The organism is Pseudomonas abietaniphila, from assembly GCF_900100795.1.
Classification (GTDB): Bacteria; Pseudomonadota; Gammaproteobacteria; order Pseudomonadales; family Pseudomonadaceae; genus Aquipseudomonas; species Aquipseudomonas abietaniphila.
This window is the reverse complement of the sequence record NZ_FNCO01000017.1, coordinates 11,714-33,817: the sequence shown is the minus strand read 5'-3', so window position 1 is coordinate 33,817 and position 22,104 is coordinate 11,714. Positions and strand designations below refer to the sequence as shown.

Here is a 22,104-nt window from a genome sequence, read left to right as displayed (position 1 = left end):
TTCGCCAGCAAGCTCGCTCCCACAGAGGTTCTGCCGACCGCGAATCCAGATTACGCCGCGATAACTGTAGGACGTCCGAGGTTACGAGGGCAGCGAACGCGATGGGTCAGTGATGAACATTTCAGATGACCCACCGCATTCGCCAGCAAGCTCGCTCCCACAGAGGTTCTGCCGACCGCAAATCCAGATTTCGCCGCGGTAACTGTAGGAGACGTCCGAGGTTACGAGGGCAGCGAACGCGATGGGTCAGCCAATGGTGATGTCGGCTGGCCTGATGCCTTCGTCCGAACGCGGCCCGCACCAAGCTGGCTCCTACAGGTCGCAGTCTTTCGCAACGCCTTGTCGGTATGCCTGACACCCACCCCCTCCAGCGAAACCGAATTCGCCACCTCCCGCCACCGATCCGGGCGACCACGTTCGTCAGGAACTCTGCATCCTAAAAATTGTTTCATTGTGTGTTAGCTGCTTAGGCAGTAATATTCGAGCCATTCACTGCCTAGGCAGATAATTGGTGACTATCAATGGTTCATTTCACCCCTGAACGTTTTAATGAAAGCTTCCTCGGCATGCTCCTCGGCCGAGCCGAACAGCTGAAAAACCGAATCCTCGACAAGCACCTGGAACCTCACGACGTCACCGCTCAGCAGTTCAAGGTGCTGGTGATCATTTCCAGGTTCAACGCCGACACCCCGGCCGAGCTGTGCCGTTCGCTGTCACTGGACAGCGGTTCCATGACCCGCATGCTTGATCGTCTTGAGCAGAAAGGGCTGTTGGTCCGCACACGCTGCGAGTCCGATCGTCGTCAGGTGCGGCTGGTGCTGACCGAGTCGGGCCAGGCGCTTTCCGACCTGTTGCCGCACGTCGGCGCGGCCGCGATGAACGAGATGGTCGGCGTGCTGGAAGACAGTGAACTGGCCACTCTGGAAAAGATCCTCACCAAGATTCTGGTGGCCTCGGCTGACTCCATCACACTCGCCCGGTTGGCAGGAAAATGAACATACGACCCAAACAGGGCTCGGCCCTGCGCACTTCATTGAGCCTGGTGTTTGCCGCGCTGGTCATGGCCGGTTGTGCGAACTCCAAAGGCCTGAACACAGAAGGCGTCGGCATCGATGCCAACAGCCTGCAGGCCGGACAGAGCCTGCAAGGCGTCAACCTGTCGCCGGCCGCCTGGCCCAAGCGCGACTGGTGGACCAGCCTCGGCGATCCACAACTTAACGGTTTGATCACCGAAGCGCTGCGCGACAGCCCGGACATGCAGATCGCGGCTGCGCGCACCCATCAGGCAACTGCCGCCGCCTATGGCGCCGATGCCGAACGTATGCCGACCGTCGACGCCAGTGGCAGCGTCAGCCGCTCGCGTCTGGCGCGGGATCAGGACCCGCTCGGGCAGGGTGGCCGTTACAGCACCCTGCGCAGTCTGGGCGCGACCTTCAATTACAACTTCGATTTGTGGGGCGGCCAGCGGGCGGCCTGGGAAGCAGCATTGGGCCAGGCTCGTGCCACCGAGATCGACCAGCGGGCGGCGCAGTTGACCCTCGCGGCCGACGTCGCCCGCGCCTACAGCAACCTAGGCCAGGCGTACGTGGTTCGCGATCTGGCCGCTGAAGACCTGAAGCGCACCCGGCAATTGCTCGAACTGGGCGCCCGTCGCTTCAAGTCCGGCATCGACAGCGAATACCAGTATCAGCAGACCGAAAGTCTGGAAGCCAGCTCCCGGGAATCCCTGGCCGACGCCGACAAGCGCCTGCGCACCGCGAAAATTTCCCTTGCCGTGTTGATGGGCAAAGGCCCGGATCGCGGTGAAGAGCTCGCTCGGCCCACCGTCTTGAAACCGGCTGTGGTGCAATTGCCGTCAACGGTGCCAGCCGAACTGCTCGGTCGTCGTCCCGATCTGGTGGCGGCACGCTGGCGTGTTGAAGCGGCCAGCAAAAACATCGACGTCAGCAAGACCAACTTCTATCCGAACCTGAACCTCAGTGCATCGGCGGGCGTTGAATCCCTGCTCGGCGATGCGATGTTCGGCTCGGCCAGCCGTTTCTTCAATGTCGCGCCGACCGTTTCGCTGCCGATTTTCGATGGCGGCCGTCGTCGCGCCGATCTGGATGCGCGGGACGCCGATTACGACCTCGCGGTGGCGCAATACAACAAGAGTCTGGTGCGCGCGCTGGGAGACGTGAGCGACAACATCAGCCAGCTGCGTTCGATCAGCAGTCAGATCGACGCGCGCCAAGAGGCGACCGACGTCATTCAGAAGTCCTACAACACCGTCGTTCAGCGTTACTCATCGGGCATCGGCAACTACCTCGATGTGCTGTCCGTCGAGCAGCAATTGCTGCAATCGCAACGCCAACTGGCTGATCTCAACGCGGAACGAATCGATCTTTCGATCCAGTTGATGCAGGCCCTGGGGGGAGGCTTCGAAGAAAGCACGCCCGGCGAAAACGCCGCCCCGGCCGTCCCGTCAACTGCATCGCTGACCCATTAAGGTAATCGTCATGGCCACTGCCACTACCGAAAACAACACTGCAAACGAACAAAAAGCCCCCGAAGGTCAGCAACAGGCTGGCCAGGGCCAAGCGTCCCAGCATCAGTCGGGCCAACCCGGCCAGCCGCAGAAAAACCCGCGTAAGCGCAAATTGCTGCTGATCGGTCTGGCGGTCATCGTGATCCTCGGCGGCCTGGGTGTCTGGGGCTGGTACGAAGTGTATGGCCGCTGGAGCGAAAGCACCGACGACGCCTACGTCAATGGCAACGTGGTTGAAATCACGCCGCAGGTGACGGGCACGGTCGTCAGCATCGGTGCGGACGACGGCGATCTGGTTCGCGAAGGCCAGGTGCTGGTGCAGTTCGACCCCAATGACTCGGAAGTCGCGCTGCAGAGCGCCGAGGCAAATCTGGGCAAAGTCGTGCGTCAGGTGCGCGGTCTGTACAGCAACGTAGACGGCATCAAGGCGCAATTGGCGGCCCAGCGCGCCGAGGTTAAGAAGGCGCAGGACAACTACACCCGTCGTCGCAACCTGGCGGCGGGCGGGGCGATTTCCCAGGAAGAGCTGTCCCACGCCGAGGATGACTTGACCAGTGCGAAGAACGCCCTGAACAACATCCAGCAGCAATTGGAGACCAGCACCGCGTTGGTCGACGACACCAGTGTTGCCTCGCACCCGGACGTCAAGGCGGCGGCTGCGCAGTTGCGTCAGGCGTACTTGAGTAATGCGCGCAGCACGCTGATTGCGCCCGTTACCGGTTATGTGGCCAAGCGCACTGTGCAATTGGGTCAGCGAGTGCAGCCGGGTACTGCACTGATGGCGGTCATTCCCCTGGATCAGCTGTGGATCGACGCCAACTTCAAGGAAACCCAACTGGGCAAGATGCGCATCGGTCAGCCGGTGGACATCGAAGCGGACCTGTATGGCAGTGACGTGAAGTACAGCGGCACCGTGGACAGCGTGGGCGCCGGCACGGGCAGCGCCTTTGCGTTGTTGCCCGCGCAGAACGCAACCGGTAACTGGATCAAGATCGTGCAGCGCGTGCCGGTGCGGATTCACATCAATTCGGACGAACTGGCACAACATCCGCTGCGCATCGGCCTGTCCACCGTGGTCGACGTCAACCTGCACGACCAGAGCGGTCCGGTACTGGCGCAGCAGCCACCGAAGCAGGCGTCCTTCACCACCGACGTGTACGTCAAGCAGCTGGCTGAGGCCGACACCTTGATCAACCGTCTGATTCACGAAAACAGCGCCTCCGCTTCCGGCAAGACCGCCCAGCGCTGATTCGCCAATCCATCAGCTCCGGCGTGATCGCCGGAGCCATTTTCGAGTGTCAAAGGATTCGCGATGAGTAACAACGCTCCCGCTTCTTTTACGCCGCCCAGCCTGTTGTTGACGACCATCGGTCTGTCGCTGGCGACGTTCATGCAAGTGCTCGACACCACCATCGCCAACGTCGCACTGCCGACGATTTCCGGCAACCTTGGGGTGAGTTCCGAGCAAGGCACCTGGGTCATCACCTCGTTTGCCGTGAGTAACGCCATCGCCTTGCCGCTGACGGGCTGGCTGAGCCGGCGCTTTGGCGAGGTGAAGCTGTTTATCTGGGCCACGATCCTGTTCGTGATGGCGTCGTTCCTGTGTGGTATTTCCACCTCGATGCCGGAGCTGGTGGGTTTCCGTGTCCTGCAGGGCGTGGTGGCAGGGCCGCTGTACCCGATGACCCAGACGCTGCTGATTGCGGTTTATCCCCCGGCGAAAAGGGGGATGGCACTGGCACTGCTGGCGATGGTGACGGTCGTTGCGCCCATCGCCGGGCCGATTCTCGGCGGCTGGATCACCGACAGCTACACCTGGCCCTGGATCTTCTTCATCAACGTGCCGATCGGGTTGTTCGCCGCATTCGTGGTGCGTACGCAAATGGCGGCTCGCCCCGTGACCACGAGCCGTCAGCCGATGGACTACGTGGGGCTCATTACCTTGATCATTGGTGTGGGTGCTCTGCAGATCGTGCTCGACAAAGGCAATGACCTGGACTGGTTTTCATCGAACTTCATCATCATCGGCACGGTGATTTCGGTGATCGGTCTGGCGGCGTTCGTGATCTGGGAAATGACCGACGAGCACCCGGTGGTGAACCTGCGCCTGTTCGGTTTCCGAAACTTCAGGGTCGGCACGATCTGTCTGGTGTTGGGGTATGCGGGGTTCTTCGGCATCAACCTGATCCTGCCTCAGTGGCTGCAGACGCAGATGGGGTATACGCCGACTTATGCAGGCCTTGCGGTGGCGCCGATCGGGATTCTGCCGGTGTTGATGTCGCCGTTCGTGGGGCGTTACGCCAACAAGTTCGACCTGCGCATATTGGCGGGTCTGGCGTTTCTCGGCATCGGCATGAGCTGTTTCATGCGCTCGGCGTTCACCAGTCAGGTGGATTTCGAGCACATCGCGCTGGTGCAGTTGTTCATGGGCGCAGGCATCGCGTTGTTCTTCATGCCGACCCTGAGCATCCTGTTGTCGGACCTGCCGCCTTCACAGATCGCCGACGGCTCGGGCCTTGCGACCTTCCTGCGTAACCTGGGCGGCAGCTTCGCGGCCTCGTTGACGACCTGGATCTGGATTCGCAGGGCCAACATGCACCATGCGTACCTCAGTGAAAACGTGAACACCTACGAGTCGACGACGCGGCACGCGCTGGACACACTGGGCGGGGCGAGCAATCAGGCGTATGCACAGCTTGACGGGATGGTGACCAGCCAGGCCTACATGATGTCCACGGTGGACTATTTCTACATGATGGGCTGGCTGTTCATGGCGCTGATCCTAGTGATCTGGATGGCCAAACCGCCGTTTGCCGCGAAGGCAGGGCCCGGGGCAGGGCATTGATAGGGTTCCCGGGGCTGCAGCGGATGTGATGACGTTCGGGAATCTCCTGTGGGAGCGAATTCATTCGCGATAGGTTCCAACCGCCATGGAGATCTGTCGGCTGTACCGCCGTCTCGCGAATAAATTCGCTCCCACAGGTTTGCACCAGACGATCAACTGCGTTCAATCCTGGTTTTGGGAGTGCCCAATCGCCAAAGGCGCCTGGGGCACAAACCCGAACGAGGTCAGCTGAAAGCCCTGTTCGTCGACCTGCAACGCCCAGCCCTCGCGGTCCCAGTCGCCCAGCACAATGCGCTGAGCGGTCTGGTCGCCGATCTGCAATTTGTGCAGGGCGGGGCGGTGGGTGTGGCCGTGGATCAGCGTTTTGACGCCGAACTCGGTCATGATCCGCGGGACTTCTTCGGGGGTCACATCAACGATGTCGTTGGCTTTCATGCGGGTCTGCGCGCGGCTTTCGCTGCGCAGCTTGCGCGCCAGTTTATGGCGGGTGCTCAAGGGCAGGTGACGCAGAACCCATAAAGTCAGTGGATTGCGCAGGTAGCGGCGCATGCGCATATAGGCTTCGTCGCGGGTGCACAGGCTGTCGCCGTGCATCAACAACACCGGTTCACCGTTGAGCTCGACCACGCTCGGGTCGCTCAGCAGCGTGCAGCCAGCGGCTTTGCAAAACGCTTTGCCGATCATAAAGTCGCGATTGCCATGCATCAGGAACACCTGCGTGCCGCTGTCGCTCAAAGCGCGCAGGGCCTCGCAGATCGAGCGCTGGAAGGGCGACATCGCGTCATCGCCGATCCAGGCTTCGAAAAAATCCCCGAGGATATACAGCGACTCGGCGCCACGGGCGCGGTCAGTCAGTAGATCCAGAAACGCCCGGGTAATGTCCGGGCGTCCTTCTTCCAGATGCAGATCGGAGATCAGCAGTATCACTCAACGATCTCTGCTTTCTCGATGATCACGTCATCAGCAGGAACGTCCTGGTGGCCAGCCTTGGACGTGGTGGCAACGGCCTTGATCTTGTCGACGATGTCCTGACCTTCGATCACTTCACCGAAGACCGCATAGCCCCAGCCCTGAACGGTCTTGGCGCTGTGGTTCAGGAAGCTGTTGTCAGCAACGTTGATGAAGAACTGCGCGGAGGCCGAATGCGGCTCCATGGTACGGGCCATGGCCACCGAGTACTTCTTGTTCGGCAGGCCGTTGTCGGCTTCGTTCTGGATGCTTGGGCGCTTGTCTTTCTTCTCTTTCATGCCTGGCTCGAAACCGCCGCCCTGGATCATGAAGTTGCCGATAACGCGATGGAACACAGTATTGGTGTAATGACCGGCATTAACGTACTCAACGAAGTTGGCGACCGTGATCGGCGCTTTTTCGGCGTTCAGTTGCAGGACGATTTCACCGTGGTTGGTGGTCAGTTTTACTTTGGACATGTGCGAGTCGCTCTTTTGGAATTCGTGGTTGGACGTGTCGATCGCGGCCTGCAGCGTAATAAATGCCGACGATTTCACCCAGACGCGCAGTTTACAGAGGCTAGTCGCTTAACGGGTAGTCGCTGTTAAGTCGCCGCTTCAAATGACCGATGGCGTATCTCGGCAGTTTTGTCACTGCGCGCTGTCAGGGGCTTGACAGGTTCGGCTATGATAGGCGCTTTGATTTATTCGGCCTACCCTGGCCAAGACTGTCAGGTTTTCAAGGATCCTATGAGCAAGCCCACTCAAGACGCTAATGCCAACACCAAGGCAGGCCCTGCAATTCCCACCAACTTCCTGCGCCCGATCGTGCAGGCAGACCTGGATTCGGGCAAGCACACCAAGATCGTGACCCGTTTCCCGCCGGAGCCCAACGGCTACCTGCACATCGGTCATGCCAAGTCGATCTGCGTCAACTTTGGTCTGGCTCAGGAGTTCGGCGGTGTCACGCACTTGCGTTTCGATGACACCAACCCGGCCAAGGAAGACCAGGAATACATCGACGCGATCGAAAGCGACGTCAAATGGCTGGGCTTCGAATGGTCCGGTGAAGTGCGTTATGCCTCGCAGTATTTCGACCAGTTGCACGACTGGGCGGTCGAGCTGATCAAGGCTGGCAAGGCTTATGTCGACGACCTGACCCCGGAGCAGGCGCGCGAATACCGTGGGACCCTGACCGAGCCTGGCAAGAACAGCCCGTTCCGCGAGCGCAGCGTCGAGGAAAACCTGGACCTGTTCGCCCGCATGAAAGCCGGTGAGTTCGAGGACGGCGCCCGCGTGTTGCGCGCCAAGATCGACATGGCGTCGCCGAACATGAACCTGCGCGACCCGATCCTGTACCGCATTCGTCACGCCCATCACCACCAGACCGGCGACAAGTGGTGCATCTACCCGATCTATGACTTCACCCACGGGCAGTCGGATGCCATCGAAGGCATCACGCACTCGATCTGCACCCTGGAGTTCGAAAGCCATCGTCCGCTGTACGACTGGTTCCTGGATAACCTGCCGGTGCCGTGCAAGCCGCGCCAGTACGAATTCTCGCGCCTGAACCTGAACTACACCATCACCAGCAAGCGCAAGCTCAAGCAACTGGTCGATGAGAAACACGTCAATGGCTGGGACGACCCGCGCATGTCGACCCTGTCGGGCTTCCGCCGTCGCGGCTACACCCCGGCGTCGATCCGTAACTTCTGCGAAATGATCGGCACCAACCGTTCAGACGGCGTGGTCGACTTCGGCATGCTCGAATTCAGCATCCGTCAGGACCTGGACCACAACGCGCCGCGCGCCATGTGCGTGCTGCGTCCCTTGAAAGTCGTGATCACCAACTACCCGGAAGACAAGGTCGATCACCTCGAACTGCCGCGTCATCCGCAGAAAGAAGAGCTGGGCGTGCGCAAGCTGCCGTTCGGCCGTGAAATTTACATCGACCGCGATGACTTCATGGAAGAACCGCCAAAAGGCTACAAGCGTCTGGAGCCTAACGGTGAAGTGCGCCTGCGCGGCAGCTACGTGATCCGTGCCGACGAGGCCATCAAGGACGCCGACGGCAACATCGTCGAGCTGCGTTGCTCCTACGATCCGGACACCCTGGGCAAGAACCCTGAGGGCCGCAAGGTCAAAGGCGTGGTGCACTGGGTGCCTGCGGCGCAAAGCGTTGAGTGTGAGGTGCGTCTTTACGACCGTCTGTTCCGTTCCGCCAACCCTGAGAAAGCCGAAGATGGCGCCAGCTTCCTGGACAACATCAACCCCGACTCTCTGCAGGTACTCACCGGTTGTCGTGCCGAGCCTTCGCTGGGCGACGCACAGCCGGAAGACCGTTTCCAGTTCGAGCGCGAAGGTTACTTCGTGGCTGACATCAAGGACTCCAAACCTGGTCATCCGGTATTCAACCGTACCGTGACCCTGCGTGATTCCTGGGGTCAATAAGGAATAGCCGTGCTTTCTATCTACAACACGCTCACCAAGAGCAAAGAACTCTTCAAGCCTCTGGATGGCAACAAGGTGCGCATGTACGTCTGCGGCATGACCGTGTACGACTACTGCCACCTGGGCCACGGCCGCAGCATGGTCGCGTTCGATCTGGTCACGCGCTGGCTGCGTTTCAGCGGGTATGACCTGACCTACGTGCGCAACATCACCGACATCGACGACAAGATCATCAATCGCGCCCGTGAAAACGGCGAAGCGTTCGATGCCCTGACGGCGCGCATGATCGATGCCATGCACGAGGACGAAGCGCGCCTGAACATTCTCAAGCCGGACATGGAGCCGCGTGCCACCGACTACATCGGCGGCATGCACGACATGATCCAGAGCCTGATCGATAAAGGTTATGCCTACGCGCCGGGCAATGGCGACGTGTACTACCGCGTCGGCAAGTTTCTGGGCTACGGCAAGCTGTCGCGCAAGAAGATCGAAGACCTGCGCATCGGCGCGCGGATCGAAGTCGATGAAGCCAAAGACGATCCGCTGGACTTCGTGCTCTGGAAAGGCGTCAAACCGGGCGAACCCAGCTGGGAATCGCCATGGGGTCCGGGCCGTCCGGGCTGGCACATCGAATGCTCCGTGATGTCCACCTGCTGCCTGGGTGAGACGTTCGACATTCATGGCGGCGGCAGCGATCTGGAATTCCCGCACCATGAAAACGAAATCGCCCAGAGCGAAGCGGCCACCGGCAAGACTTACGCCAACGCCTGGATGCACTGCGGCATGATCCGCATCAATGGCGAGAAGATGTCCAAGTCCTTGAACAACTTCTTCACCATCCGCGACGTGCTGGATAAATACTCTCCGGAAGTGGTGCGTTATCTGCTCGTGTCGAGCCACTACCGCAGCGCGATCAACTACTCCGAGGACAGCCTGAAAGAGTCGAAGGGCGCTCTGGAGCGTTTCTACCACGCGCTCAAAGGCTTGCCGGTTGCCGAGCCTGCCGGCGGCGAAGCGTTCGTGGAGCGTTTCTCGGCGGCCATGAACGACGACTTCGGCACGCCGGAAGCCTGCGCTGTGCTGTTCGAGATGGTGCGCGAGATCAATCGCCTGCGCGACAGCGATGTCAACGCCGCAGCCGGTCTGGCGGCGCGTCTGAAGCAACTTGCCAGTGTGCTCGGTGTGTTGCAGCTCGAGGCGGACGACTTCCTGCGTGCAGGGGCCGAAGGTCGTGTCGACGCGGCGGAAGTGGAGGCGCTGATTGCCGCGCGTCTGCAAGCCCGCGCCGACAAGAACTGGGCCGAATCCGACCGCATTCGCGACCAGCTCACCGCCATGGGCGTAGTGCTGGAAGACGGGAAGGGCGCAACGACGTGGCGGTTGGCGGATTGATCCTCACCGCCTGACACATCAGCGCCTGTTACACCGATTCGCGAATGAATTCGCTCCCACAGGTTGATCGCATTTCAACTGTGGGAGCGAATTCATTCGCGATGACGTCGGGCCGAACGCTGCCCCTCCCGATCAGAACCCCTGCTCACGCAACCGCTTGTACAGCGTATTGCGGCTAACCCCCAAACGCTTGGCCAGCTGCGAAATATTCCCTCCGGCCGCCTGCAACAGCTCGTTCAATTCCTCTGGCGTATCCAGCGCGGCCCTGCGGTTGAACGGGGTCTCCTGCTCGTTGTGCTCGGCGTCCATGTCCAGATCGGCGAAGAAATCCTCCGGTAAATGCTCGGTCGAGATCGGTTGATCGTCGGCCAGTGCCAGCGCGACCTGAATCACGTTGCTCAACTGCCGCAAGTTGCCCGGCCAGGGATGACGCTCGAACAACGCCAGCACCGATGGCTCGAAGCCCGCTGTCTGTTGCGGTTCGCGGTGCTGCTCCCAGATCGCCTGGACCAGCGCGGCCTTGTCGGTCCGTTCCCTCAGCGGCGGGAGTTCAAGGTTAAGCCCACTGATGCGGTAGTAGAGGTCCTGACGGAAACGGCCGCTCTGCACCTGTTCGCGCAATGAGCAGTGCGTGGCGGAGATGACCCGGATATCCACCGGAAACAACTCACTGCTGCCCAGCGGCTGAACGCAGCGCTCCTGCAACACCCTCAAAAGGCGCGCCTGAACGGGGAGGGGCATGTCGCCGATCTCATCCAGAAACAATGTGCCTTTGTCGGCCTTGCGAATCAGCCCGATGCTGCCTTTATGGTGGGCCCCGGTAAACGCCCCTTTTTCGTAACCGAACAACTCGGCCTCCACCAACTCGGAAGGAATGGCGGCGCAGTTCACCGCGATCAACGGTTGGTCAGCCCGCGAACTGGCGTGGTGCAGGGCTTTGACGAACACCTCTTTGCCCGCGCCGGTCTCTCCGAGGATCAGCAGCGGAACATTTTTCTCCAAGAGACGCTGCGCCTGACGCGCTGCTTTTTCGACCTTCTCATCCCCATGGCTCAACCCGCTAAACGCCGAGGAACCAACGCCGGGTTCGGCTTTTTTCGGCGTCTGCACGGTCCTGAATTTCAGCACCGGTGCCTTTGGTCGCTTGATCAGGCAATGAAAGCGGTTATGCCCCGACGCCTGGAGGGGGAAGGGTTGGCCTTCCTGCTGATCCAGCAGATGGGCAATCGGCGCCTTGAACAGGTCTTCGATATTGGCCCGCACCAGGCTGACCCCCAGCAGGTTGTCGGCGCGGCGGTTGGAGCAGAGGATGCGGCCGCTTTCATCGAACACGAGCAGGCCCGCCCACTGGCTGTCGAGGTTGTTCAGGCCGGTGTTGAAGGTCAGCTGAAAGTGCGAGTGCTGGAACTGGTCGAGGATCAGTCGGTTTTCGATGGTCTGACTCATCATCTTCACCATCCCGAGCGTGTGGGACGGCGGCAGGAAGCTGTCGCTGGACACATCGAGCACCGCGATCATGCGCCGCGACGCATCGAAAATCGGCGCGGCCGAGCCGGTCATAAAACGGTTGGCCTTTAGAAAGTGTTCATCGTGTTCAATGTGAACGGCCTGTTCACAGGCCAGCGCCGTACCAATGGCATTGGTGCCTACACCCTGCTCGAGCCAACTGGCACCGGCGACGAAGCCCATTTGCTGAGCCGGTTCTACAAAGCGCTTGGTGCCCCAGGAGTTGAGCACCTGGCCTTGCTGGTCGGCCAGAAGAATCAGGCAATTGGAGTTGCTCAGGATGTTTTCGTAAAACGGCAGGACCTGTTGATGCGTGGTCTGCACCAGCGAGTGATGCCGTTCCAGCAGCTGCGAAACCTGTGGTTCCGGCAAGCGGCCGAAAGCAGGGCGTGACTGATGGTCAAGGCCGAACTCGCGGCAACGGGCCCAGGAGTCCTGAATGATGGTGTCGTGAGCGATGGATGCGCCTGGTGTGGCCATGAAAAGGCTCCGTCCGAGTTCTTTTATTGTTTTTGGGATACGGCTTTGGCAGAGCATCCGTGCTCGAAACGTTTACCCATTGTTGTTCAGGATTGTTCAAAGTCAATGTTCATTTTGTTCAGGTGTTCAGTCTTTCCTGTTCACTTATGTTCAGCAACGAATATGGTTTTGCTCCGCCAGACGCGCTGGTGGCTCTATCTCGGGCCTCTGGCCGATGCGCGCGATAACGAACGTTGGTTGGCACGATTGTCGCTATTCAACAACCGGTCGACGAATGTCATGACCTGAACACGCTCCACCCTGAGCAACACCCTAATAAGAACAGATAAAAGGGCACGCCATGTCTCTCACGCTTGAGCACGTCAGCCGCGCAGTCGACGGTCAGATCTGGATCGATGATGCTTCGCTGAGCTTCGAACCCGGCTCATTCAACGTATTGCTGGGGCGCACCTTATCAGGCAAGACCAGCCTGATGCGCTTGATGGCCGGTCTGGACAAGCCAGACAGCGGCCGAGTACTGATGAATGGCAAAGATGTCACCCAGGTTGCGGTGCGTCATCGCAACGTCTCCATGGTTTACCAGCAGTTCATCAACTACCCGAGCATGACCGTTTTCGACAACATTGCCTCGCCCCTGCGTCAGGCGAAGATGTCGAAGGACGAAATCGAAAGCCGCGTGCGGGAAACCGCCAAGATGCTGCGGATCGAAAAATTCCTCACCCGTTACCCACTTGAGCTCTCTGGCGGCCAGCAACAGCGCACGGCCATGGCCCGCGCGCTGGTCAAGGACGCCGAGCTGATCCTGTTCGACGAGCCGCTGGTCAACCTCGACTACAAGCTGCGCGAAGAGCTGCGTCAGGAAATGCGCCAGTTGTTCGAGACCCGCAACACCATCGCGGTGTATGCGACCACCGAGCCCAACGAGGCCTTGGCGCTGGGCGGGACGACGACGATCCTGCACGAAGGCCGTTTGATCCAGAGCGGCAGGACGCCTGAGGTCTACCACCAGCCGAAAACCGTGCTCGCGGCGGAGCTGTTCTCCGAGCCGCCGATCAACCTCATGCCGGGCCGCATCGATGGCAACGAAGTGAGCTTCGCCAACTTCGTGCACTTCCCGCTGAACGTCGACCTGCGCGCGATCGGCGATGGCGAATACGGCTTCGGCGTGCGCCCCAGCCACCTGAGCCTGGTGCCGTCCAACGACGACGACCTCGAACTGGCGGTGACCGTGGAACTCGCTGAAATCAGCGGTTCGGAAACCTTCCTGCATGTGCGCAACGAGCATTTTTCGCTGGTGCTGCACCTGCCGGGTGTTCACGAGTACGACGTCGATACGCCGATCCGCGTGTACATCCCGACTCATAAACTGTTCGTATTCGATCAGCAGGGCGGCCTTATCCAGGCGCCGGGCCTGCGCATGGCGAGGGTTGCCTGATGGCCGAGATCCGCTTGCAACAACTCGCACACAGTTACAGCGCCACGCCGAGCGGCCCTGAAGACTATGCCATTCGCGAGATGACCCACATCTGGGAGCAGGGCGGCGCTTACGCCTTGCTCGGCCCTTCCGGCTGCGGCAAATCGACGTTGCTCAACATCATTTCCGGCCTGCTCAGCCCCTCGGAAGGCAAGGTGATGTTCGACTCCACGGTGGTGAATGACATGTCGCCCGAGCAGCGCAACATCGCTCAGGTGTTCCAGTTCCCGGTGGTCTACGACACCATGACGGTGTACGACAACCTCGCGTTCCCACTGCGCAATCAAGGCATGGCGGAAGCGAAGATTCAGACCAAGGTGCAGGAAATCGCCGATGTCCTGGACCTGCAACCGCTGCTGAAGAAAAAGGCCAAGGGCCTGACCGCTGACGAAAAGCAGAAAGTGTCGATGGGACGCGGTCTGGTGCGTGACGACGTTTCGGCGATTCTGTTCGATGAACCATTGACCGTGATCGACCCGCACCTGAAGTGGAAACTTCGGCGCAAACTCAAGCAGATCCACGAGCAGTTCAACATCACCATGGTCTACGTCACCCACGATCAGCTGGAGGCGTCGACCTTCGCCGACAAGATCGCGGTGATGTATGGCGGCCAGATCGTGCAGTTCGGCACGCCGCGCGAGCTGTTCGAAAAGCCGCATCACACGTTTGTCGGTTACTTCATCGGCAGCCCCGGCATGAACCTGATCGAGGTCAAGCCGCAAGCGGGAGGCGTGGGGTTTGGCGGCATTCATCTGCCGTTGTCGGACGCCTTGCAACAGCGTCTGGCGGCCACCCAGTGGAAAACGCTCAAGGTCGGGATTCGTCCGGAGTTCGTACACGTCTGGGACGGTCCGTTCGAAGACGCCATGTGCGCCGACGTGACCTACGTCGAAGACTTGGGCACCTACAAAATCCTCACCCTGAACCTGGCCGGACAATCGCTGAAAGTCCGCCTGCCGGAAGACAAGCCCGTGCCGCAAGGCCAGGCCTGGATCAGTTTCCCGTCCCAATGGCTGATGCTGTACGCCGACGAATTTCTGCTGGAAGCCGACGCGAATCAAGCGTCGGTCAGCGAGGTGCCCCATGAGTAAGGTGCAGAACAACAAAGCCTGGTGGTTGGTGCTGCCAGTGTTTCTGCTGGTGGCGTTCAGCGCCATCATTCCGATGATGACCGTGGTCAACTATTCGGTGCAGGACATTTTTGACCAGTCCAGCCGCTACTTCGTCGGCACCGACTGGTTCAGACAAGTGCTGCAGGACCCGCGCCTGCATGACTCGCTGCTGCGTCAATTCATCTATTCGGCGTGTGTGCTGCTGATCGAAATCCCGCTGGGCATCGCCATCGCCCTGACCATGCCGACCAAGGGCCGCTGGTCTTCGGTGTGCCTGATCGTCATGACCATTCCGCTGCTGATCCCTTTTAACGTGGTCGGCACCATCTGGCAGATCTTCGGCCGTGGCGACATCGGCCTGTTGGGCTGGTTTCTCAATAACGTGCTGGGCATCAGCTACAACTACGCCGCCAATGCGTCGGATGCCTGGGTGACGGTGCTGATCATCGACGTCTGGCACTGGACCTCGCTGGTGGCGTTGCTCTGCTACTCGGGTCTGCGGGCGATTCCGGATGTGTACTACCAGGCGGCGCGTATTGACCGGGCCTCGAACTGGGCAATTTTCCGGCACATCCAGCTGCCGAAAATGAAAAGCGTGCTGCTGATCGCGGTGATGTTGCGGTTCATGGACAGCTTCATGATTTACACCGAGCCGTTCGTGCTCACCGGGGGCGGTCCGGGCAACTCGACGACCTTCCTCAGCCAGACCCTGACCACCATGGCGCTGGGGCAGTTCGACCTGGGGCCGGCGGCGGCATTCTCGCTGGTGTATTTCCTGATCATTCTGTTGGTGTCGTGGGTGTTCTACACCGCGATGACCCACGGCGAAAAGAACTGAGGAGCGGCTCATGAACAAGCGCGAAAAGCTGCCGTGGAAAAAAATTGTGCCGTTGTGGATCTACCTGCTGTTTCTGCTGGTGCCGATCTACTGGCTGGTGAACATGTCGTTCAAGACCAACACCGAAATCCTTGGCGGTCTGACCCTGTTTCCGCAGGATTTCACCTGGGCGAACTACAAAGTCATCTTCACCGATGAAAGCTGGTACAGCGGCTACATCAACTCGCTGTACTACGTTTGCCTGAATACCGTGATATCGCTGAGTGTGGCTTTGCCAGCGGCTTATGCGTTTTCACGCTATCGTTTCCTCGGCGACAAGCACCTGTTCTTCTGGTTGCTGACCAACCGTATGGCGCCACCGGCGGTGTTTTTGCTGCCGTTCTTTCAGCTCTATTCGTCCATCGGCCTGTTCGACACCCACATCGCCGTCGCCTTGGCGCACTGCCTGTTCAACGTGCCGCTGGCGGTGTGGATTCTTGAAGGGTTCATGTCCGGTGTACCGAAGGAGATCGACGAAACGGCCTACATCGACGGTTACAGCTTTCCCAAGTTCTTCGGCAAGATTTTCATCCCGTTGATTGGTTCGGGCATCGGGGTGACAGCGTTCTTCTGCTTCATGTTTTCCTGGGTCGAGCTGTTGCTGGCGCGCACCCTGACATCGGTCAACGCCAAGCCGATCGCCGCCGTCATGACGCGTACGGTGTCGGCCTCGGGGATCGACTGGGGTGTGCTCGCGGCAGCGGGGGTGTTGACCATCCTGCCGGGCATGCTGGTGATCTGGTTCGTTCGTAATCACGTGGTCAAGGGTTTTGCCCTTGGTCGTGTCTGAGGAGTCGAAAAATGGAGTGGATGTCCTGGACACTGCCGACCGCCATTTTCTTTGCGTCCATCGCTGCCATCCTGGTTGCGATGACCGTCTGGGAGCTGCGCTCGGCGAGCATTGAACGTCGCGGTTTTCTGCCGATTGCCACCACCCGTGGCGACCGGTTGTTCATCGGTCTTCTCGCAAGCGCCTACCTTCATCTGCTGGTGATTGGTGCAACCGACTGGAGCATTTGGGTTGCCTCAGGGCTGTCCCTGGTTTGGTTGTTGGTGGTAATGCGTTGGGGTTGAAGGTCTGAAACGCGTTCTGGTGTAGGAGCGCGCTTGCCCGCGATTGCGGTCTGTCTGCGAACGATGCGTCAACGGGCACTCCCCATCGCGGGCAAGCGCGCTCCTACAAAGCAAAGGCAAAGCAGGAATACATAAGAATCAACACTGGAGGTGTCTATGTTCAATAAGAAAAACAAGCTGCGACATAGTGTGACGGTAGCAACGATGGTGATGCTCAGCGGATTGAGCGTTTCGGCATGGGCCGATCAGTATGAAGACGCGGCCAAGAAGTGGGCGGCCAGCGAATTCAAGCCGACGACCCTGTCCGACGCTGACCAGCTCAAGGAACTGGAGTGGTTCATCAAGGCTGCCGAACCGTTCCGCGGCATGGACATCAAGGTGGTTTCCGAAACCTTGACCACCCATGAATATGAATCGAAAACCCTGGCCAAAGCCTTCACCGAAATCACCGGCATCAAAGTGACCCACGACCTGCTGCAGGAAGGTGACGTCATCGAGAAGCTGCAGACGGCCATGCAGTCCGACAAAAGTATCTATGACGGTTGGGTCAACGACTCCGACTTGATCGGTACCCATTTCCGTTATGGCAAGGCGCTGTCCCTGACCGACCTGATGGCCAGCCCCGAAGGTGCAAAAGTCACCTCGCCTACGCTGGACATCAAGGACTTCATCGGCACCTCGTTCACCACCTCGCCTGAAGTCAAAGATGCCTCGGGCAAGGTCATCACCCCGGCCAAACTGTATCAACTGCCAGACCAGCAGTTTGCCAACCTCTACTGGTTCCGTGCCGACTGGTTCGAGCGTCCTGACCTGAAAGAAAAATTCAAAGCCAAATACGGCTATGAGCTGGGCGTTCCGGTGAACTGGTCGGCGTACGAAGACATCGCCAAGTTCTTCAGCGAAGACGTCAAGGAAATCGACGGCAAGAAAGTCTATGGCCACATGGACTACGGCAAGAAAGACCCGTCGTTGGGCTGGCGCTTCACCGATGCCTGGTTCTCCATGGCGGGCAGCGGTGATAAAGGCTTGCCGAACGGCCTGCCGGTGGACGAGTGGGGCATTCGCGTAGAAGACTGCCATCCGGTCGGTTCGAGCATCACCCGCGGTGGCGACACCAACGGCCCGGCCGCTGTGTACGCCACACAGAAATACATCGACTGGCTGAAGGCCTACGCACCGCCTGAAGCGGCGGGCATGACGTTCTCCGAATCGGGTCCGGTGCCGTCTCAGGGCAACGTCGCTCAGCAGATTTTCTGGTACACCGCCTTCACGGCCGACATGACCAAGCCGGGCCTGCCGGTGATGAACGCCGACGGCACGCCGAAATGGCGGATGGCGCCTTCGCCTAAAGGCCCGTACTGGAAAGAAGGCATGAAGCTGGGCTATCAGGACGTGGGTTCGTGGACCTTCCTCAAGTCCACCGAAGAGAAGAAGCGTCTGGCGGCCTGGCTCTATGCGCAGTTCGTGACCTCGAAATCGGTGTCGCTGAAGAAAACCATCGTCGGCCTGACCCCAATTCGTGAGTCGGACATCAACTCCAAGGAGATGACCGCACTGGCGCCGAAACTCGGCGGTCTGGTGGAGTTCTACCGCAGCCCGGCCCGCGTGCAGTGGTCACCGACCGGCACCAACGTTCCGGATTATCCGAAACTGGCACAGCTGTGGTGGAGTCACGTGGCTGAAGCCGTCACCGGCGAGAAATCTGCGCAGGCAGCGCTCGACGGTCTGGCCAAGGATCAGGATGCAATCATGACCCGCATCGAGCGCTCCAAGGTCCAGGACGCCAGCGGCTGTGCGCCGAAGATGAACCCGGAGACCTCGGCTGAAGAGTGGTACACCAAGGCTGAGAAGAGCAACGGTGCATTCCTCGCGCCACAACGCAAGCTGGCTAACGAGAAGCCGAAGGGCGAAACCATCGCGTACTCCGATCTCCTGAAGAGCTGGGAAGCCGCGAAGAAGTAAATGACAGGTGGTCCGTGGTCGTCTTGGATGCCCGGGACGATCAAAGATCCAGTTTGTGGGAGCGAATTCATTCGCGATTGGCCAGTACAGCCGACACACCTGAGTCGCCTGGAACATTTTTCGCGAATGAATTCGCTCCCACAGCTGACATTTTGTGTCGACCAATCTTGCAAACAAAAAACGGCACCCTCGGGTGCCGTTTTCGTTTGCGCTGTTTGTAATCAGCCGTGCAGGGTTTCTGCAGCGTACAGCGTGTTCTCAAGCAGGCAAGCGCGAGTCATCGGGCCTACACCGCCCGGAACCGGCGTGATCCAGCCGGCGCGGGGCAGGGCGGTCTCGTAAACCACGTCACCCACCAGTTTTCCATCGTCCTGACGGTTAATGCCCACGTCGATGACGATCGCGCCGTCCTTGATCCATTCGCCCTTGACCAGGCCCGGTTTGCCAGCGGCCACGACCACCAGGTCGGCACGGCCGACATGCCCGGCCAGATCCTGAGTGAAGCGATGGGTCACGGTGACGGTGCAGCCCGCCAGCAGCAACTCCATGGCCATCGGACGCCCGACAATGTTGGAGGCGCCAACCACCACCGCATCCTTGCCGTACAGGTCGACGCCGGTGCTTTCCAGCAAGGTCATGATGCCTTTGGGGGTGCACGGGCGCAGCAGCGGGATGCGCTGGGCCAGACGGCCGACGTTATAAGGGTGGAAACCGTCGACGTCCTTGTCGGGACGAATGCGCTCCAGCAGGCTGGAGGATTCCAGGTGCTCGGGCAGCGGCAGTTGCAACAGGATGCCGTCGATGGCCGGATCGTCATTGAGGCTGTCGATCAGATCGGTCAGTTCGGTCTGGGTGGTTTCGCTGGGCAGGTCGTAAGCGCGGGAGATGAAGCCGACTTCTTCGCAGTCTTTGCGTTTGTGCGAGACGTAAACCTGAGAGGCGGGGTCGCTGCCGACCAGAATCACCGCGAGGCCCGGCGTGCGCAGCCCTTGCTCGCGACGTTCGGCGACTCGTTGGGCGATCTGCTGGCGCAGGTTGGCTGCGATCGCTTTGCCGTCTATTAGTTTTGCAGTCATTACGCGTGATTAACCATCGGAAGGGAGGGAAAAAGAGCGCGCATTCTCGCATGACCTGACGCAAGGGCAAAGGCGGTTGGTCTGCTTAATAAGCTAACCCCTTTAATTAACTGAATTTTTTAGAAAAAAGTGTTGACGACCTTTCGGACCGTCTATAAGATTCGTCGCACTTGTCGGGCACAACCCCACACAGGATAAGCCGGAAGCGGTTGATCAGGTCGAAAGGTTGATTAAGTCAGGTAGAGTTCAGATCGGCTCAGCGTGATTGAAAGCTCTTAATTTGCCGTCGTAAGACGCAGATTAAATAAGCGCCCGTAGCTCAGCTGGATAGAGCATCCGCCTTCTAAGCGGATGGTCGCAGGTTCGAGTCCTGCCGGGTGCGCCATTAACGGCAGCTTTGGCACAAGTAGCATTCAAGTTGAATGCGTCGGTTACAACGCAATATGGTGGGCGTAGCTCAGTTGGTAGAGCACGGGATTGTGACTCCCGTTGTCGAGGGTTCGATCCCCTTCGTCCACCCCATATTCGAAGAAGGCGCCAGATGCATAATCTGGCGCCTTTGCTTTAAGCGCTTCAAAACGCGGATGTGGTGGAATTGGTAGACACACTGGATTTAGGTTCCAGCGCCGCAAGGTGTGAGAGTTCGAGTCTCTCCGTCCGCACCAGCTACAAACCCTGAGAAGTGCCATGAGCCTTCAACGGGATCGAAAAGCCGCCTAGTGCGGCTTTTTTTATGCCCGCGTTTCACCTCCCTAACGCTCTCAACCTGATACTTCTGCTAGTAGGCAGCGGCGGTGGACGGGTGTTCAATCTTCCCCGACGCTTGCGGATCCTGCGGTTCGCTTCATCCGCGTGTCGATGACGTGTTCGCCAGGGATCCAGCACCATGCCTAGACGCAGCTTCGATACCGCTACCCCTCTTCCCCAGGCTCTGCTGGCTGCTCCGAAGGTACCCGTTGCGCTGCCGGACGTGCCTGGTGGTGAAGCGAATCTCCTGCCCCTCAGCGCTTTGTCTGGCCCCTTGAGGGTCACGTTCGATAAGTGGAACAACACGGTAGATGGAGGGGAGCTGACGCTGTTCTGGGGTAACGACCTGGTTGAGTCCAAATTCTGGGATGCCGACATGCCGGAGGATGAGCTGTTCATCCTCGTACCGGTGAGTTTTCTGGTCGAAGGTGAGCCCAGGCTTCGTTACACAGTGAAGACCGCGCAAGGCGTCACAACGGATTCTCTTACGCTGAGTATCACGATCGATACCACGCCGCCATTGTTGAATCGGATCGACCCCCTGATATTTCCCCCCGAGGTGATCAATGCAGGTGTCACTGCGCAGTGGCTCAAAGACCATGGCGACTGGCTCACGGCGCAGGTTCCGGACTATGTGCCGATCAGGCCGGGTGACGTCATACGGTTTTATTGGGGCGATGACCCAACGACGTGGGGCATTGCCGGGGAAAAGACGGTTGAACCGCTGGATATCGGGTCGCCGTTAATGATCGATATCAGCGGCATTCCGATCCGCAGTCACGGTGATGGTCGCCGCTTTGCTGGGTATGAGGTGATTGATCGGGCGGGTAACGTCAGTCCCTCCGCGACGCCCGTGGAACTTTTGGTGATTGCGCAGTCCAGGATCTTGCCTTGGCCCACGCTCCAGGAGGCAACTGGCACAGGCCAGAGCGTGAGCCTTGATCCGCTGAAGGCGACGCAGGGGGTTCTGGTTCGTGTGCCGACCAGTGCCGTTATCAGTCCGAGTGAAGAAATAAAAATCGTATGGAGTGGTGTTGGCAGCACAGGGCAGTACGAGACCAGCGTGGCGGATCCGCCGGGCTCCCTCGACTTTCCGGTTCCCGCCAGCGCGGTGCCGGCCAACTTTCTGAAGACCGTGGAGGTTTACTACCAGCTCACGGCGCCCTCCAGTGGCGCGATCAGTCGATCGCCCAATCTTCACCTGGCTGTGAAAGCCGTATTGCCGGTTGAGCGCTTTTCGCAGATCAGTTGCGACGAAGCCCCTGGCGGTAATGTGTTGTCCTTGTCTTCTGTGCCGAATGGCTGCCACTTTTCGCTGGATGAGTGGGTGTTCATTGCCCCCGATCAAAAGGTGTCTGCCTGGGTCGAGGCGGTGGATCAGTCGGATAAGGATTTCACCTTTGAAATGGTGAATGAGCGTCCCGTGAGCCCCAGTGAAGTGTCGGCGGGCATCAGAGGCATTTCGTTGCCCCGCGACCAGCTGGAACGCATGAAAGTCGATGAGTCCTTCACCGTCTATGTGACGGTCCGGTTTGACGATGCGGTTGCGCCGACTGACTTTCCGAAACTGATCAAAACGCTTGTGGATTGAGCGCGATTTGCGCGGCACACATTGCTGACCAGAGGGTGTTCGA

At 59.5% G+C, this 22,104-nt stretch carries 17 protein-coding genes and 3 tRNA genes; 16 read left to right on the top strand and 4 right to left on the bottom strand.

Annotation, left to right across the window (positions count from 1 at the left end):
• The first annotated feature begins 521 nt into the window (after positions 1-521).
• From BLS87_RS26100 to BLS87_RS26085, 4 genes are all read left to right on the top strand, one after another.
• Complete coding sequence (locus BLS87_RS26100) at positions 522-995, top strand: MarR family winged helix-turn-helix transcriptional regulator (protein ID WP_074757162.1); 474 nt, start codon at positions 522-524, stop codon at positions 993-995.
• Positions 992-2,488 carry an efflux transporter outer membrane subunit gene (locus BLS87_RS26095; RefSeq protein WP_074757160.1) on the top strand — a complete coding sequence of 499 codons (1,497 nt, stop codon included), beginning with the start codon at positions 992-994 and terminating at the stop codon, positions 2,486-2,488. Before BLS87_RS26100 ends, BLS87_RS26095 begins: the two co-directional genes overlap by 4 nt.
• A 10-nt stretch (positions 2,489-2,498) precedes the next feature.
• Positions 2,499-3,776, top strand: a complete 1,278-nt coding sequence (locus tag BLS87_RS26090; RefSeq protein ID WP_074757158.1) for an HlyD/EmrA/EmrK family protein — start codon at positions 2,499-2,501, stop codon at positions 3,774-3,776.
• Positions 3,777-3,839: 63 nt separating this feature from the next.
• Positions 3,840-5,372 (top strand): DHA2 family efflux MFS transporter permease subunit, encoded by a 1,533-nt coding sequence (locus BLS87_RS26085; protein ID WP_074757156.1) that lies wholly within the window; start codon positions 3,840-3,842, stop codon positions 5,370-5,372.
• Positions 5,373-5,534: 162 nt separating this feature from the next.
• On the opposite strand, the gene lpxH is transcribed toward BLS87_RS26085, so the two are convergent.
• Together lpxH and BLS87_RS26075 are read right to left on the bottom strand one after the other, a co-directional pair.
• Entirely contained in the window at positions 5,535-6,299 is a 765-nt protein-coding gene (gene lpxH, locus BLS87_RS26080) for a UDP-2,3-diacylglucosamine diphosphatase (protein WP_074757154.1), read from the bottom strand.
• The gene (locus BLS87_RS26075; RefSeq protein ID WP_074757367.1) at positions 6,296-6,799 is read right to left on the bottom strand and encodes a peptidylprolyl isomerase; all 504 of its coding nucleotides are present in this window, start codon (positions 6,797-6,799) and stop codon (positions 6,296-6,298) included. The genes lpxH and BLS87_RS26075 overlap by 4 nt, the downstream gene beginning before the upstream one ends.
• A gap of 270 nt (positions 6,800-7,069) precedes the next feature.
• Here BLS87_RS26075 and BLS87_RS26070 point away from each other — a divergent pair, with 270 nt between their 5' ends.
• Positions 7,070-8,770 (top strand): glutamine--tRNA ligase/YqeY domain fusion protein, encoded by a 1,701-nt coding sequence (locus tag BLS87_RS26070; RefSeq protein WP_074757152.1) that lies wholly within the window; start codon positions 7,070-7,072, stop codon positions 8,768-8,770.
• A gap of 9 nt (positions 8,771-8,779) precedes the next feature.
• Positions 8,780-10,162: a cysteine--tRNA ligase gene (cysS, locus tag BLS87_RS26065; protein ID WP_074757150.1), complete on the top strand. Its 1,383-nt coding sequence runs from the start codon at positions 8,780-8,782 to the stop codon at positions 10,160-10,162.
• Between the two features lie 132 nt (positions 10,163-10,294).
• Here the strand turns inward: cysS and BLS87_RS26060 are convergent, their stop codons facing one another.
• Positions 10,295-12,148 carry a sigma-54-dependent Fis family transcriptional regulator gene (locus tag BLS87_RS26060; RefSeq protein ID WP_074757148.1) on the bottom strand — a complete coding sequence of 618 codons (1,854 nt, stop codon included), beginning with the start codon at positions 12,146-12,148 and terminating at the stop codon, positions 10,295-10,297.
• A 340-nt stretch (positions 12,149-12,488) separates the two neighbouring features.
• Here BLS87_RS26060 and BLS87_RS26055 point away from each other — a divergent pair, with 340 nt between their 5' ends.
• The 6 genes from BLS87_RS26055 to BLS87_RS26030 all read left to right on the top strand — a co-directional run bounded on the left by BLS87_RS26055 (position 12,489) and on the right by BLS87_RS26030 (position 18,647).
• Positions 12,489-13,583, top strand: coding sequence for an ABC transporter ATP-binding protein (locus tag BLS87_RS26055; protein WP_074757146.1), 1,095 nt, complete (start codon positions 12,489-12,491; stop codon positions 13,581-13,583).
• Positions 13,583-14,713, top strand: coding sequence for an ABC transporter ATP-binding protein (locus tag BLS87_RS26050; RefSeq protein WP_074757144.1), 1,131 nt, complete (start codon positions 13,583-13,585; stop codon positions 14,711-14,713). The genes BLS87_RS26055 and BLS87_RS26050 overlap by 1 nt, the downstream gene beginning before the upstream one ends.
• On the top strand, positions 14,706-15,572 hold the full coding sequence (locus BLS87_RS26045; protein WP_074757142.1) for a carbohydrate ABC transporter permease: 867 nt from the start codon (positions 14,706-14,708) through the stop codon (positions 15,570-15,572). The genes BLS87_RS26050 and BLS87_RS26045 overlap by 8 nt, the downstream gene beginning before the upstream one ends.
• Positions 15,573-15,582: 10 nt before the next feature.
• Positions 15,583-16,401 carry a carbohydrate ABC transporter permease gene (locus BLS87_RS26040; protein ID WP_074757140.1) on the top strand — a complete coding sequence of 273 codons (819 nt, stop codon included), beginning with the start codon at positions 15,583-15,585 and terminating at the stop codon, positions 16,399-16,401.
• An 11-nt stretch (positions 16,402-16,412) separates the two neighbouring features.
• The gene (locus BLS87_RS26035) at positions 16,413-16,685 is read left to right on the top strand and encodes a DUF2160 domain-containing protein (RefSeq protein WP_074757138.1); all 273 of its coding nucleotides are present in this window, start codon (positions 16,413-16,415) and stop codon (positions 16,683-16,685) included.
• A 156-nt stretch (positions 16,686-16,841) separates the two neighbouring features.
• Positions 16,842-18,647: an ABC transporter substrate-binding protein gene (locus BLS87_RS26030; protein WP_074757136.1), complete on the top strand. Its 1,806-nt coding sequence runs from the start codon at positions 16,842-16,844 to the stop codon at positions 18,645-18,647.
• Positions 18,648-18,868: 221 nt separating this feature from the next.
• Here BLS87_RS26030 and folD read toward each other — a convergent pair whose 3' ends face one another.
• The gene (gene folD / locus BLS87_RS26025; RefSeq protein WP_074757134.1) at positions 18,869-19,723 is read right to left on the bottom strand and encodes a bifunctional methylenetetrahydrofolate dehydrogenase/methenyltetrahydrofolate cyclohydrolase FolD; all 855 of its coding nucleotides are present in this window, start codon (positions 19,721-19,723) and stop codon (positions 18,869-18,871) included.
• A gap of 308 nt (positions 19,724-20,031) precedes the next feature.
• Here folD and BLS87_RS26020 point away from each other — a divergent pair.
• From BLS87_RS26020 to BLS87_RS26005, 4 genes are all read left to right on the top strand, one after another.
• Positions 20,032-20,108 (top strand) — tRNA-Arg (locus BLS87_RS26020).
• Between the two features lie 61 nt (positions 20,109-20,169).
• Positions 20,170-20,245 (top strand) — tRNA-His (locus BLS87_RS26015).
• Between the two features lie 58 nt (positions 20,246-20,303).
• Positions 20,304-20,388, top strand: a tRNA-Leu gene (locus tag BLS87_RS26010).
• 221 nt (positions 20,389-20,609) lie between these two features.
• Entirely contained in the window at positions 20,610-22,061 is a 1,452-nt protein-coding gene (locus BLS87_RS26005) for a hypothetical protein (RefSeq protein WP_074757132.1), read from the top strand.
• Positions 22,062-22,104: the final 43 nt, after the last annotated feature.

What these genes read in the sequence shown, in the direction of transcription:
- BLS87_RS26100 (WP_074757162.1), top strand. Translation starts at nt 522, where the DNA reads ATGGTTCATTTCACCCCTGAACGTTTTAATGAAAGCTTCCTCGGCATG.
- BLS87_RS26095 (WP_074757160.1), top strand. Translation starts at nt 992, where the DNA reads ATGAACATACGACCCAAACAGGGCTCGGCCCTGCGCACTTCATTGAGC.
- BLS87_RS26090 (WP_074757158.1), top strand. Translation starts at nt 2,499, where the DNA reads ATGGCCACTGCCACTACCGAAAACAACACTGCAAACGAACAAAAAGCC.
- BLS87_RS26085 (WP_074757156.1), top strand. Translation starts at nt 3,840, where the DNA reads ATGAGTAACAACGCTCCCGCTTCTTTTACGCCGCCCAGCCTGTTGTTG.
- BLS87_RS26075 (WP_074757367.1), bottom strand. Translation starts at nt 6,799, where the DNA reads ATGTCCAAAGTAAAACTGACCACCAACCACGGTGAAATCGTCCTGCAA.
- BLS87_RS26070 (WP_074757152.1), top strand. Translation starts at nt 7,070, where the DNA reads ATGAGCAAGCCCACTCAAGACGCTAATGCCAACACCAAGGCAGGCCCT.
- BLS87_RS26060 (WP_074757148.1), bottom strand. Translation starts at nt 12,148, where the DNA reads ATGGCCACACCAGGCGCATCCATCGCTCACGACACCATCATTCAGGAC.
- BLS87_RS26055 (WP_074757146.1), top strand. Translation starts at nt 12,489, where the DNA reads ATGTCTCTCACGCTTGAGCACGTCAGCCGCGCAGTCGACGGTCAGATC.
- BLS87_RS26050 (WP_074757144.1), top strand. Translation starts at nt 13,583, where the DNA reads ATGGCCGAGATCCGCTTGCAACAACTCGCACACAGTTACAGCGCCACG.
- BLS87_RS26045 (WP_074757142.1), top strand. Translation starts at nt 14,706, where the DNA reads ATGAGTAAGGTGCAGAACAACAAAGCCTGGTGGTTGGTGCTGCCAGTG.
- BLS87_RS26040 (WP_074757140.1), top strand. Translation starts at nt 15,583, where the DNA reads ATGAACAAGCGCGAAAAGCTGCCGTGGAAAAAAATTGTGCCGTTGTGG.
- BLS87_RS26035 (WP_074757138.1), top strand. Translation starts at nt 16,413, where the DNA reads ATGGAGTGGATGTCCTGGACACTGCCGACCGCCATTTTCTTTGCGTCC.
- BLS87_RS26030 (WP_074757136.1), top strand. Translation starts at nt 16,842, where the DNA reads ATGTTCAATAAGAAAAACAAGCTGCGACATAGTGTGACGGTAGCAACG.
- folD (WP_074757134.1), bottom strand. Translation starts at nt 19,723, where the DNA reads ATGACTGCAAAACTAATAGACGGCAAAGCGATCGCAGCCAACCTGCGC.
- BLS87_RS26005 (WP_074757132.1), top strand. Translation starts at nt 20,610, where the DNA reads ATGCCTAGACGCAGCTTCGATACCGCTACCCCTCTTCCCCAGGCTCTG.